The organism is Clostridium sp. 'White wine YQ', assembly GCF_028728205.1.
Taxonomy (GTDB): Bacteria; Bacillota; Clostridia; order Clostridiales; family Clostridiaceae; genus Clostridium_T.
Genome location: NZ_JAQYUU010000003.1, coordinates 91,400 through 103,657, shown reverse-complemented (window position 1 = coordinate 103,657; position 12,258 = coordinate 91,400). Strand labels below are relative to the sequence as shown.

Annotated in this window: 13 protein-coding genes; 11 read left to right on the top strand and 2 right to left on the bottom strand. The window is 29.9% G+C overall.

The window, feature by feature from the left end; genetic code table 11:
- The first annotated feature begins 4 nt into the window (after nt 1-4).
- The 4 genes from PTZ02_RS12720 to PTZ02_RS12705 all read left to right on the top strand — a co-directional run bounded on the left by PTZ02_RS12720 (nt 5) and on the right by PTZ02_RS12705 (nt 2,024).
- Complete coding sequence (locus PTZ02_RS12720) at nt 5-400, top strand: hypothetical protein (protein WP_202766789.1); 396 nt, start codon at nt 5-7, stop codon at nt 398-400.
- Nucleotides 401-462: 62 nt separating this feature from the next.
- Nucleotides 463-696, top strand: a complete 234-nt coding sequence (locus PTZ02_RS12715; RefSeq protein WP_202766790.1) for a hypothetical protein — start codon at nt 463-465, stop codon at nt 694-696.
- A gap of 127 nt (nt 697-823) precedes the next feature.
- A complete protein-coding gene (locus PTZ02_RS12710) occupies nt 824-1,438 on the top strand; it encodes a DUF1643 domain-containing protein (RefSeq protein ID WP_274228181.1) in 615 nt (204 codons plus the stop codon).
- On the top strand, nt 1,428-2,024 hold the full coding sequence (locus PTZ02_RS12705) for a CHAP domain-containing protein (protein WP_274228180.1): 597 nt from the start codon (nt 1,428-1,430) through the stop codon (nt 2,022-2,024). The genes PTZ02_RS12710 and PTZ02_RS12705 overlap by 11 nt, the downstream gene beginning before the upstream one ends.
- A gap of 138 nt (nt 2,025-2,162) precedes the next feature.
- Here PTZ02_RS12705 and PTZ02_RS12700 read toward each other — a convergent pair whose 3' ends face one another.
- Entirely contained in the window at nt 2,163-2,381 is a 219-nt protein-coding gene (locus tag PTZ02_RS12700; protein WP_202766793.1) for a (2Fe-2S)-binding protein, read from the bottom strand.
- Between the two features lie 597 nt (nt 2,382-2,978).
- On the opposite strand from PTZ02_RS12700, the gene ileS reads away from it, so the two are divergent.
- From ileS to PTZ02_RS12685, 3 genes are all read left to right on the top strand, one after another.
- Complete coding sequence (gene ileS, locus PTZ02_RS12695) at nt 2,979-6,086, top strand: isoleucine--tRNA ligase (RefSeq protein ID WP_274228179.1); 3,108 nt, start codon at nt 2,979-2,981, stop codon at nt 6,084-6,086.
- Nucleotides 6,087-6,371: 285 nt separating this feature from the next.
- The gene (locus tag PTZ02_RS12690; protein ID WP_274228178.1) at nt 6,372-7,370 is read left to right on the top strand and encodes a LacI family DNA-binding transcriptional regulator; all 999 of its coding nucleotides are present in this window, start codon (nt 6,372-6,374) and stop codon (nt 7,368-7,370) included.
- Nucleotides 7,371-7,450: 80 nt separating this feature from the next.
- The gene (locus PTZ02_RS12685; protein ID WP_274228177.1) at nt 7,451-8,131 is read left to right on the top strand and encodes a M48 family metallopeptidase; all 681 of its coding nucleotides are present in this window, start codon (nt 7,451-7,453) and stop codon (nt 8,129-8,131) included.
- A 92-nt stretch (nt 8,132-8,223) separates the two neighbouring features.
- On the opposite strand, the gene PTZ02_RS12680 is transcribed toward PTZ02_RS12685, so the two are convergent.
- Nucleotides 8,224-8,406, bottom strand: coding sequence for a hypothetical protein (locus PTZ02_RS12680; protein ID WP_274228176.1), 183 nt, complete (start codon nt 8,404-8,406; stop codon nt 8,224-8,226).
- Between the two features lie 158 nt (nt 8,407-8,564).
- Between PTZ02_RS12680 and PTZ02_RS12675 the strand changes: the two genes are divergently transcribed.
- From PTZ02_RS12675 to PTZ02_RS12660, 4 genes are all read left to right on the top strand, one after another.
- Nucleotides 8,565-9,140 (top strand): nucleoside recognition domain-containing protein, encoded by a 576-nt coding sequence (locus PTZ02_RS12675; protein WP_274228175.1) that lies wholly within the window; start codon nt 8,565-8,567, stop codon nt 9,138-9,140.
- 9 nt (nt 9,141-9,149) lie between these two features.
- Entirely contained in the window at nt 9,150-9,671 is a 522-nt protein-coding gene (locus PTZ02_RS12670) for a spore maturation protein (protein WP_274228174.1), read from the top strand.
- A 184-nt stretch (nt 9,672-9,855) separates the two neighbouring features.
- Nucleotides 9,856-10,581, top strand: a complete 726-nt coding sequence (locus PTZ02_RS12665) for an ABC transporter ATP-binding protein (RefSeq protein ID WP_274228173.1) — start codon at nt 9,856-9,858, stop codon at nt 10,579-10,581.
- Nucleotides 10,574-12,229, top strand: coding sequence for a putative ABC transporter permease subunit (locus PTZ02_RS12660; RefSeq protein ID WP_274228172.1), 1,656 nt, complete (start codon nt 10,574-10,576; stop codon nt 12,227-12,229). The genes PTZ02_RS12665 and PTZ02_RS12660 overlap by 8 nt, the downstream gene beginning before the upstream one ends.
- The last annotated feature ends 29 nt before the right edge of the window (nt 12,230-12,258 follow it).

The window sequence follows — 12,258 nt, the reverse complement described above, 5'->3', positions numbered from 1 at the left end:
TTACATGGAGAAAAGGAAGAGAGGTATACTTATTACTATAATTTTAGTTATTCAAGGTATTTTTTCATTTCTAGGTCTTTCAACATATTTTAATGAGCAACGTATGCAACAAATACTGAAAGATCAGCCTACATTTGCACAGTTCTATACTCCATTAACACCTATGCAAATTGTAATATCAACGATTTTATCCTTAATAACTTTAGTAGCTATTATAGGAATATTCATGTGGAAGAAGAAAGCAATATATGTATATTTAGCTGCTGGGGTAATTAATGGTATCTATGGAGCTATAGCTGACTTTACTGCAATAGCAATTATAGGGTATATAATACAGATTGGAATATGTGTTTTAATAAGTAAGACACTTTTGAAAAAATTAGAAACTAATATTGAATAAATTATTATAAAAATCTCATCCTTCTCACATACTAAGTATAGGTAGAAAGGAGGGATTTTTTTATGACTTGGGATAAAATAAAGGAAATGAATCTTTATGATAAAATTAGTTCAGAATTAAAAGATATATCAGAAGATGACTCAAGTAGAGTAGAGGATTATATTACAAGTCCAGAAAAATTAGAAAGTTTTAAGTGGTATATTCACGAAGGATATGATTCTAGATCAATGGGGAAAATTTTGGGCCTTACGGTTAATCAAGTAGATATAATTAAAGAACTTTTAGGAAAACTATAATTTAAAGAAGATAAAAATATTAATTACAATATTTTTATCTTCTTTTTTATGTAATTAAGCACATAATTAAGTGCACTTTATTCATATTGTATATTAATAATTATATTAGACATAAAGGAGTAAAGAGATGGGGGGATTTCGATATCCTAAAAATCATTATAAACATTTATTAAATAGTATATATGATAAGGCTGGAGATAGATGTTTTAGAATTGATATAAGTTTTGACAATAAAAATGGAGGAAAATATTTAGTTATTGGGAGAAATCCGTATAGGGTACAAGATGGACAGTGTAATAAGGTAACAAAAAGAATTTTTAAATATTTTAAGTTAAAGATTTGTCCTGAGGAAAAAGTAAGGGAACTCATAATGGTAAACCTATTTTCTGCACATGATTTGAATAGTGATATGATAAATAGAAAATTAGATAAAGATTATAAACATTATATAGTAGGAAATAGAGATGTATTAGGTCAGGGGGATATTCCTATAAGAAATGATGAAGTAATAAAAAATGCAATAAGAGAATCACAAAAAATAATACTGGCTTGGGGTGAACCAATAAAAGGAATGGAGACACTTTATAATGAAAGAATTGAAAGTGTTCTTAAAATATTAAGGGAATGTATACTCGAAGCTAAGGAAGAAAAGAAAGTATTCGTAGTTGGTAAGATGAGTTTAAGGGGGTACCCTAGACATCCACTATCATGGAGTTTTAGGGATAACTTAAATGAATACTAGATATAGATGTCTAAATAAACTTAAATTAATAACTTTATTAATAGTGGGTGTGTTATCAGTATGTTTAATTTCAATTTTAATTTCATTTATACTTACAAGAATATCAAATAAGGGCATTGATAGTTTTAATGGAGTAAAAGTTTATTCTAATGGAAAGGATATATTAACTACTCATGGAATTAGTGAAAGTAAGGATGGGTATATATTCGGTTATAAATGGCAATGTCCAGAATTTATAGTTAGATATTATTATTACGCTAAAAATTTTAAGATGAACTCTACAAAAGGAAATGCAAAGGATTTCTATAAAGTTGGGATTGAAGATGGAGAATTAAATAGTGAAAGAGGATTAATACAATATAAGAATGGGAGTAAGATAAGTCCTAAAAAGGAAGACATAATTGTTTTTTCAGAAGGTAAATATGGACATGTTGCAATAGTAACAAAAGTTGAGAAGAATAGTATTGAGGTAATACAGCAAAATGTTTATGAAAAGACAAGAGAAGATATAAAACTTACTATAAAGGATGGTAAATATACATTAGGTGATGGGGAGAATATTTTAGGATGGCTGAGAAAGGAATAAGTAATATAAGTTACTTTGTGTGTTAATAGATATATATTATACAAATGAAAATGGAGCCTCAAAAATATTTTTGAGACTCCATAATACAAATAGGGAGATATAAAATGTTTTTACCAATACGATAAGGGGAGATATTGGTTATTTCATAGCTAATTCTTTATCAATTAGCTCTTGTATCTTAGGGGTACATCTTCTTCCTGAACAACCACCGGATCCAGCGCCAGTTGCTCTTTGTACCTCCTGAACGGTAGTAGCACCGTTCCTTATTGCTGCTTTAATTTTGGATCTAGGGATTGCTTTACATAAGCAAACCTTTGTAAGTTTATCTAAAACTTCTTCATTTAAGTTATTATCCATGTTGAATTTTACCTCACATTTTCTTTAAGTATATTAAAGTATTGGGAGAGTGGGGGATTTCTTTCTGTAACTATATTAAAACATACCATCCAACAAAAGTCAATATTAATTAATAAAAATTATTAATTACATAATTAAAATATTTACCACTTCATTGACAATTTAAAAACCCTAGTATATAATTTCTCTAGAGACTATGAACAGGGCAAGTACTTAAAAATATTGGTTTTTAGAGAGTGACTGTATGGTGGAAAGTCATAGCTAAGTTTAAGGAAAATCACCTGGGAGTTGGAGGCTGAACAATATCATATAGAGTTTTACAATTGAAGCAATAATTTATGCATGTAAAAGTGTAAATTAAAGTTTCACAGTTGAAATCTTTAGTAAGCTTTTCCCGTTGGCCTGCGTTAAAGGATAGAGTATGATAGTACTTGAGATAACTACTAAGTTTTTTTTGAAGAGTTTCAAAGATTGTTTAGTAGCGTTAAACTAATGGTGGTATAGCGAATATAACTTCGTCCAATTGGATGGAGTTTTTTTTATTTTATTTTTTATTCTGAAATTATTATTACAATTCCGAGAAGGGAGATAAAAGTTATGTACAAAAAGATTGATACATCTAAAGGTTTTGTAGATATGGAAAACCAAATAGCAGGCCTTTGGAAAGAAAAAGATGTTATTAAGAAAAACTTTGATATGAATAAAGAAGGAGAATTCTTTACTTTTTATGATGGACCACCAACAGCTAATGGTAAGCCGCACGTAGGTCACGTATTAACAAGAGTAATGAAGGATATTATCCCAAGATTTAAAGTTATGAAGGGATTTAAAGTAATTAGAAAAGCAGGATGGGATACTCACGGGCTTCCAGTTGAGCTTGAAATAGAGAAGAAATTAGGTATTTCAGGTAAGGAACAAATAGAAGACTATGGAGTAGAAAAATTTGTTCAAGAGTGTAAAGATAGCGTATTTAGTTATGTAAGTATGTGGGAAGAAATGACTAATAAAATAGGTTACTGGGTTGATATGGAAAATCCATATGTAACTTATCATAATTCATATATTGAGTCTGTATGGTGGGCATTAAAAGAAATGTGGAATAAGGAACTTTTATATAAAGGTCATAAGATAATGCCATATTGCCCAAGATGCGGAACTGGTTTATCTTCACATGAAGTTTCTCAAGGATATAAGGATGTAAAAGACTTAACTGCAATTGGTAAGTTTAAAGTTAAGGGAGAAGAAAACAAATATATATTAGCATGGACAACAACTCCATGGACATTACCATCAAATGTGGCTTTATGTATCAATAAAGCATATGTATATGCTGAAGTTAAAAAGGATGATGAAATATATATACTAGCTAAAGACTTAGCTACAAAAGTTTTAGGCGAAGATTATGAAATAATTAGAGAATTTAAAGGTGAAGAACTTTTAGGAACAGAATATGAACAATTACTACCTTTCGCCAAAGTTGAAGAAAAAGCTTTCTATGTAGTTCATGGTGACTACGTAACTTTATCAGATGGTACTGGTATAGTTCATATAGCACCAGCTTATGGTGAAGAGGATAGCTTAATTGGTAAGAAATACAATCTTCCACTAGTTAACTTAGTAAATGCACAAGGTGAGTTCGAACCAGAAGTTACTCCTTGGGCAGGAAAGTTTGTTAAGAAATGTGATGAAAGTATTGTTGAATACTTAAAAGAAAATAATAAATTATTCAAGGCAGAAAAGCACCTTCACTCATACCCACATTGTTGGAGATGCGATACTCCACTATTATATTATCCAAAGGATAGCTGGTTTGTAAGAACTACTTCATTAAGAGATAAATTAATAGAAAATAATAATAAGATAAATTGGTATCCAGATAACATAAGAACAGGAAGATTTGGTAAGTTCCTTGAAAATGTTATAGATTGGGGTATATCAAGAGATAGATATTGGGGAACTCCACTACCAATATGGGAATGTGAATGTGGTCATAGAGAATGTATAGGTAGTATAGAAGAGCTAAAGAGAAAGGGAATTAATGTTCCGGAAGATATAGAGCTTCATAAACCATTTATTGATAATGTTCATTTAAAATGCGATAAGTGCGGAAAAGAAATGAAGAGATATGCAGAAGTTATAGATTGCTGGTTTGACTCAGGATCAATGCCATTTGCACAATTACACTATCCATTTGAAAACAAAGAATTGTTTGAAGAAAATTTCCCAGCTCAATTTATATCAGAAGCTGTGGACCAAACAAGAGGATGGTTCTATACATTATTAACTATATCAACAGCTATTTTTGATAAAAATTCTTTTGAGAATTGTATAGTACTAGGACACGTTTTAGATAAAAAAGGATTAAAGATGTCAAAATCTAAAGGTAATGTTGTAGCTCCGAATGATGTATTGGATTCAGTGGGAGCAGATGCTACAAGATGGCATTTCTATACAGCTAGTGCACCTTGGTTACCAACAAGATTCTCAAAGGATGATGTTGCAGATACTCAAAGAAAGTTCTTAAGCACTCTTTGGAATGTTTACTCTTTCTATGTTCTATATGCTGATTTAGATAAATTTGATGCAACAAAGTATGCTGATTTTAAATCAGATAATGTAATGGATAAATGGATATTATCTAAGTTAAATACATTAATAAAGACTGTAGAAGAGAACTTAGAAGGATATAAGATAACTCAAGCAGCACTAGATATAGAAGATTTTGTTGATGAATTATCAAATTGGTATGTAAGAAGAAATAGAGCAAGATATTGGACTACAGAATTAAATGAAGATAAAATTGGAGCATACACAACTTTATATAAGGTCTTAGTAACTTTAACTAAAGTAGCAGCTCCATTTGTACCATTTATGACTGAAGCTATATATCAAAGCTTGGTAGTTTCATTAGATGATAATGCGCCAGAAAGTGTTCATTTATGCACTTGGCCAGCATATGATGAATCAGCTGTTAATCATGAATTAGAAAATGAAATGGATCTAGCATATGCAATAGTTAAGATGGGAAGAAGTGCTAGAAATACTGCAAACATTAAGAACAGACAGCCACTAGGCGAAATGTTAGTTTCTACTGCATCACTTCCAGTATATTATGGAGATATAATAAAGGATGAGCTTAATATAAAGAATATTGATTTTGGTGCTGACTTATCAAAATATGTTAATTTTGAAATAAAGCCAAATCTACCTGTATTAGGTAAAGCTTATGGTAAGATGATTCCTGCAATAAGAAAAGAAATAGCTTCAAGAGATCAAATGGAACTTGCTCAAAAGATTCAATCTGGTGGAGAAGAAGTTATATCAATTGAAGGAAATGAAATAGTGTTAAATAATGAAAGTCTTCTTGTAACTATGCAAGGTTTAGAAGGATATGCCTTTGCAGGAGAAGGTTCAATAGGTGTAGTTTTAGATACCGCTATAACTGAAGAATTAAAAGAAGAAGGACACTTAAGAGAGATTGTTTCTAAGATACAAAATATGAGAAAAGAAAGTGGCTTTGAAGTGGCTGATAAAATTAATTTATATTTAGCTAATAATGATATGCTACAAAATGTTGCTAAAAAGTTTGAGGAAAATATTAAAAAGGAAACTTTAACTGAAAATATTTTCTTTAATGAAGATAAGAATTATACTGAAAGCAATATTAATGGAGAAAAGCTAAATATGGCTGTAGAGAAGATCTAAGTAAAGATTAAATGTTAAAGAAACTTAAGGAATTGGGAAGGTATTTCCAATTCCTTAATAATTAAATTAATGCAAACGTATAATGTGTAGAAAAATCAACCTCAAATATAAAAATAAGGGTTGATTTTTTATTTATTATTGTTAAAATGATAATTATGTTATGAAAACAATTGAAAACGCAAATTGCATTTCGTATAATTAGAGTAGGAAAACGTTTTATGAGACTGTGAATTTCATATTGTTAATTATAAAGCTGAAATAAATAAGTGAATGGGAGTGATATTAATGGCGACTTCTATTAAAGATGTAGCAAGAGAAGCAGGCGTGTCCATAGCTACTGTATCAAGAGTTCTAAATGATATCGATGTAGTAAATGAAGAAACAAAAAAGAAGGTTTTAGATGCTATAAAGAAATTAGGATATAGACCTAATATAGTAGCTAGAAGCTTAAAAACACAAAGGACTAAAACTATAGGAATACTAGTTCCAGACATATCAAGTCAATTCTATCCAGAAGTAGTTAGAGGAGCAGAAGACGTTTCAAATATTTACGATTATAATGTTATACTATGTAACTCTGATTTTGATGGAGAAAAAGAAAAAGAATACTTGAAAGTACTTAAAGAGAAAATGGTTGATGGAGTTCTATATATGAGTTCATCACTACAAGACGAAACATTAGATTTAATTAATGAATTAGACTTAAAGACAGTTCTTGTAGAAACTAAGGATAAAGAAGGAACACTTCCAAGTGTTATTATTGATAATGTTAAAGCAGCTTATGATGCTACAAAGTATTTACTTGATAAAGGACTAAAGAATATTGGATACATAGGAATGGAAAAAGAAGCTTTAAATGCTTGGGCAGAAAGATACAATGGATATGAAAAAGCCCTAAAGGAAGCAAATGTAAAAGTTGATGATAAGCTTACTTTCTTCAAATCATTAAAAGCTAATACTGGTTATGAAGGAATAAATGAAATATTATCTTCAGGTAAAAAACTTGATGGATTAGTTTGTGGATCTGATGAAGTTGCCATGGGTGCAATTAATGCTTTAAGAGATAAGGGTATAAAAGTACCTGAAGATGTTAAAGTAATTGGATTTAACAATATATCTGTAGCAGATCTTTTCTATCCTAAAATCACAACAGTAGCTCAACCAATGTATGATATGGGATCTGTTGCAATGAGAATGTTAATAAAGATAATAAATCAAAAACCAATAGATCAAGCTCACTATGTTTTAGAGCATGAATTAATTGAAAGAGAAAGCTGCAAATAGTTTTTGAATTTCATGTGAAAATTAAGGTAGACTTATCATTATGAATATGATAAGTCTACTTATTTTTAAGGATTAAATATATGGATTATAAGATTGTAAGAAATAGTAGAAGAAAGAAAATTGCTATAAAAATATCAGAGGAAAATGAGATAATTGTACTTGCACCCAAATATGCTACAAAAAAATATATTGAAGAGGTAGTTAATATAAATAAGACCTTTATAGAAAGGAAGCTGCTTGAAGCTAAAGCATCAAGAGAAAAAGGTGTTTTAGAAAAAGGGTATGTATTTCTATTAGGTGAAAAGGTTCCTATAAAGCTTCAATATATATACGAGCCTAATAATAGATTGAAATATACGGGGAATGAAATAGAATTATTTATTTTTAATGAAGAAAAAAATAAAGAGACAACTATAAAAAATCTTTTAATTGAATGGTATAAGAAGATTGGAAAAGCTTATTTATCCAAGATGTTAGAAGAAAAAGCAGAAACGCTAGGTTTTAAATTTAATGATGTAAGAGTTAAAGATGTAAATACTAGATGGGGAAGCTGTTCATCTAAGGGGAATATTAATTTGAACTATAGGCTTATAATGATGCCAGAGGAAGTAATAAACTATGTTATGATTCATGAACTTTGTCATCTAAAGGAGATGAATCATTCAAAGAATTTCTGGACATTGGTTGAAACTTTTGATGGAGAATATAAGAAACATAGGGAGTTCTTAAGAGCTAATGGAAATAAGTATAGAGTTTACTAAATTTAATAATGGATTACAAATAAATTACCCATAAAATCAAAAAAATGATTTTATGGGTAATTTACTGCTTAATAGAGTATTCTATTGAAATTTTATAGTATTCCTTCAGTCTTTAATAAGTTTTCTAATTCTTGTACTTTTTGAGAAAGAGTAAAGAACTTTTCTTTTAATAATTCTTTTGAGTTTTCTCCATCAATTACTTGTTCCATAGACTCAACAGTTGCTAAAGCTTCATCAACCTCTTGTTGTGCTAATTTTAACTTAATTTCTTCCATAAATAAGTCTCCTTGATATTTAATAATCTAGCTTAAAGTAATATAGATTATGCATCTTTAATCTATAATTAAATCCTATCACGTATTAACTAAGGCTTCAAGGCATATATTTTATCAGATTATCATAAATAAGAATATTTAAGTAAATGAGGTGTAAAATGATAAATTATATTTGGTTTTTTATGATTGCTTTAGGAATTATAGTAGGACTTATTACAGGCAAAGGTGCAGAAATAAGTAAAGGGATAGTAGATTCTTCTGGCGCATCTGTTGAGCTTATTATTGGACTTGTAGGAATGATGTGCTTTTGGTGTGGGGTAATGAAGGTGGCAGAAAAAAGCGGATTAACAGAAAAATTAGCAAAGGTACTAAGGCCAATACTAAGAATTATATTTAAGGATGCTGCCAAGGATGAAAAGGCTTTAGGAGCCATAGTCATGAACATAACAGCAAATATGTTTGGATTATCAAATGCTGCGACCCCTTTTGGAATAAAAGCAATGGAAGAGATGCAAAGGTTAAATAAAGATAAGTCTAAAGCTTCTAATGACATGGCATTGTTCTTAGTATTAAATGCTGCATGCATTCAGCTTATTCCATCTACAATTATATCTATAAGAGCGGCCTGTGATTCAAAAAATCCAGCCATAATAATAATACCAGCTATGGTCGCAACTGGAGGAGCAGCTATTGTTGGTGTTGTTGCTTCAAAAATACTTCAAAGGTATTTTTAGGAGGGAAACATGATTAAATATTTGAGTTTAAGCATAATTCCGATAATATTTTTTATTATAATAACTTACGGCATGGTAAGTGGAAAAAAAGTTTACGAGTGGTTTGTGGAAGGAGCCAAAGACGGGGCAAAGGTGTGCATGAGGATATTTCCATATCTATTAGCCATGATTATAGGGGTTAATATATTTAGACAAGCAGGGTTGTTAGATATACTTAATTTTATATTGTCACCTATTACTTCATTAATAGGATTGCCTAAAGAGATACTGCCATTAGTACTAATAAAACCTTTATCAGGAAGTGGAGCTGTAGGGGTGTTTACTGACATTATAAAAAATTACGGGGCGGATACTTATATAGGCTTAGTAGCTTCTGTACTTATGGGAACTACAGAAACAATATTCTATACCATTACTGTATACTACGGAGCAGTTAAAATTAAAAAAATAAGACATACTTTATGGGCGGCAGTTATGGCAGATATAACTGCAATTATATTATCTATTCTTATGGTGAAAATATTGTTATAGGGTTTTAAGTTCAACTATTAACTTATTCATGCCTGAAAATGTCCAGAAGTCGACATTTTCAAACAAGTATAAGTTAAGTTTCCTATCAAAAACCCTATATAAAATCTTACACTTATTAATATTTTGAGAAAAAATTAAGACTTTCTTAATATTGCTAAGCTATAATGAATTTGAGGTGATAAAAGTGATTGAGATTAATGGAATAACTAAAAGTTATAATGGAAAAGTAAATGCTGTAGATGACATATCCCTTGAAATAAGAGATGGAGAAATATTCGGATTTTTAGGCCCAAATGGGGCAGGAAAAACCACTACTATTAAGATGATTACAGGAATCATCGAAGCTACAAAAGGTGAAATATTAATTAACGGTTTAAGTTTAAAGGATAAGCCATTAGAATATAAAAAAAGTTTTGGATATGTACCAGATAATCCTGATATGTTTCTTAGGATGAAAGGTATAGAATATTTGAATTTTATGGCTGATATCTATGATGTTCCTTCTAAAGAGAGAAGTGTTAAGATTGATGAATTATCCAAACGTTTCTCAATGGAGAATGCATTGGGTGATAAGCTTCAAAGCTATTCTCATGGAATGAGGCAAAAGATAATATTGATGGGGGCATTACTTCATAATCCAGAAGTTTGGATTCTTGATGAGCCTATGACAGGGTTAGATCCAAAATCATCATTTATATTAAAAGAGATGATGAAAGAACATGCTGAATCAGGGAAAACTGTGTTTTTCTCAACTCATGTTCTCGAGGTGGCAGAAAAACTATGCGATAGGGTAGCCATTATAAATAAAGGAAAAATTTTATTCTGTGGAACCTTAGATGAAATTAAAGACAAATTTGCAGTAGATGAATCCTTAGAAAAAATGTTCTTGGAGATGACTGAAAATGAATAAGCTTTGGATATTAACTAAATTTTTTCTTAAAAACTTTCTTCATGGACTTACTGCAAGTTTAAAAGGGACAGGTCAAAAAGTAGTAACTGTAATTGCTATACTTATACTTTTAGTTAGTATAGCAGTGCCTATTACTATTCTAGTATCAGCTATATATGAACCTTTAGTACAATTAAATCAAAAAGAATTGATTTTAGGGACATTATTTAATGCAGCTTCCACTGTAGTATTCATATTTGGTATAACCGGAATAATAAGCATATTTTATTTTTCTCAAGATGTAGAGTGGTTATTGCCGTTACCAATAAAGCCATCGCACATAGTAATAGGAAAATTTTTAACTTTATTATTCTATGAATATATAATATTAGCATGTATTGTTCCCGCAGTACTTACTTATGGGGTAATAAGCGGAGCAGGAATTATATATTATTTGTACTCTATAGTAGTATTCTTGACTTTACCTATAATTCCAATAGCATACGGAACTATTCTTAGCTTTGTACTAATGAGATTCACTAATTTATCTAAACACAAGGATGCATTCAAGGTTATAGTTGGTTTCTTTGGTATAATATTAGGTCTAGGTATTAATGTTATAATGCAAAGAATGGGGAATGGGTTTAAAGTTGATAATCCGCAGGATATTCAATCTATATTTGGACAGGGATCAATTTTTGATAGAATGACCACTATATTTTTTAATGTAAAGTTTTCTACTTATGCATTAACAGAAAGCTCTACTGGAAAAGGCTTAATTAATATAGGGCTATTAGTACTAGTTATTGCTATTGTTATGATTGTCTTATATAAACTAGCAGATACTCTATATATTAAAGGTGTAGTAGGAATATCAGAGTCTAACTCAAATAAAAAGAATTTATCTAGCAAACAAAAAGAAAATTTGCTTAAGGAAAATTCTCAGTTAGTCACTTGGATGAAGAGAGAAGTTAAAGTATTGCTTAGAACTCCATCTTATGTTATTAACTGTATTAGTACTTTGGTATTGCCAATTATAGTTTTGGTAATTCCTTTTCTTGGAGGAGCATCAAATGGAATGGAGGAAGTCATTAAATTAATATCTAGCACTGGTGTTTCTTTGATAATATTGGCTGGATACACAGGAATCATGGCTTTCTTTGTAAGTACTAATGCTATAGCATCAACTGCTATATCTAGAGAAGGACAAGAAATATTTGTTACAAAGTATTTGCCTACCACAAAGAAGACTCAACTATTAGCAAAGGTCTATGTTGCTATTTTATTAAGTAGTATAACAAACTTAATTTGCGCTTTAGGATTAGTTATATTTAAAGCGAATATACTTGTAGTTATTGGAGCTTTTCTAGGTGGAGAGATAGTAATTACACTTATTTGTATCTTAGGTGTAATAATTGATACTTATGCACCTAAGCTAGAATGGGAAAGTGAACAGCAAGCAGTAAAGAATAACTTAAATGTTCTTAAAACAATGGGAGTTACTTTGTTAATAATTATAGTTTCAATAATACTTTATGTAGCAGGTTCACTTACAGTATCGAATTTATTTGGAATAAGTATTGTTGCAATAGCATTAATTATAGGAATCGTAATTAGTTACAAGATATTAGTTAATAAAGCAACTTTAAGACTGGAAAGAATAGAATAATAATAATTTAAGGTGTTTACCAAATAAGT

Excerpts from the sequence above, each read along its gene's own strand:
- PTZ02_RS12720 (WP_202766789.1), top strand. The coding sequence starts at position 5 with ATGGAGAAAAGGAAGAGAGGTATACTTATTACTATAATTTTAGTTATT.
- PTZ02_RS12715 (WP_202766790.1), top strand. The coding sequence starts at position 463 with ATGACTTGGGATAAAATAAAGGAAATGAATCTTTATGATAAAATTAGT.
- PTZ02_RS12710 (WP_274228181.1), top strand. The coding sequence starts at position 824 with ATGGGGGGATTTCGATATCCTAAAAATCATTATAAACATTTATTAAAT.
- PTZ02_RS12705 (WP_274228180.1), top strand. The coding sequence starts at position 1,428 with ATGAATACTAGATATAGATGTCTAAATAAACTTAAATTAATAACTTTA.
- PTZ02_RS12700 (WP_202766793.1), bottom strand. The coding sequence starts at position 2,381 with ATGGATAATAACTTAAATGAAGAAGTTTTAGATAAACTTACAAAGGTT.
- ileS (WP_274228179.1), top strand. The coding sequence starts at position 2,979 with ATGTACAAAAAGATTGATACATCTAAAGGTTTTGTAGATATGGAAAAC.
- PTZ02_RS12690 (WP_274228178.1), top strand. The coding sequence starts at position 6,372 with ATGGCGACTTCTATTAAAGATGTAGCAAGAGAAGCAGGCGTGTCCATA.
- PTZ02_RS12685 (WP_274228177.1), top strand. The coding sequence starts at position 7,451 with ATGGATTATAAGATTGTAAGAAATAGTAGAAGAAAGAAAATTGCTATA.
- PTZ02_RS12680 (WP_274228176.1), bottom strand. The coding sequence starts at position 8,406 with ATGGAAGAAATTAAGTTAAAATTAGCACAACAAGAGGTTGATGAAGCT.
- PTZ02_RS12675 (WP_274228175.1), top strand. The coding sequence starts at position 8,565 with ATGATAAATTATATTTGGTTTTTTATGATTGCTTTAGGAATTATAGTA.
- PTZ02_RS12670 (WP_274228174.1), top strand. The coding sequence starts at position 9,150 with ATGATTAAATATTTGAGTTTAAGCATAATTCCGATAATATTTTTTATT.
- PTZ02_RS12660 (WP_274228172.1), top strand. The coding sequence starts at position 10,574 with ATGAATAAGCTTTGGATATTAACTAAATTTTTTCTTAAAAACTTTCTT.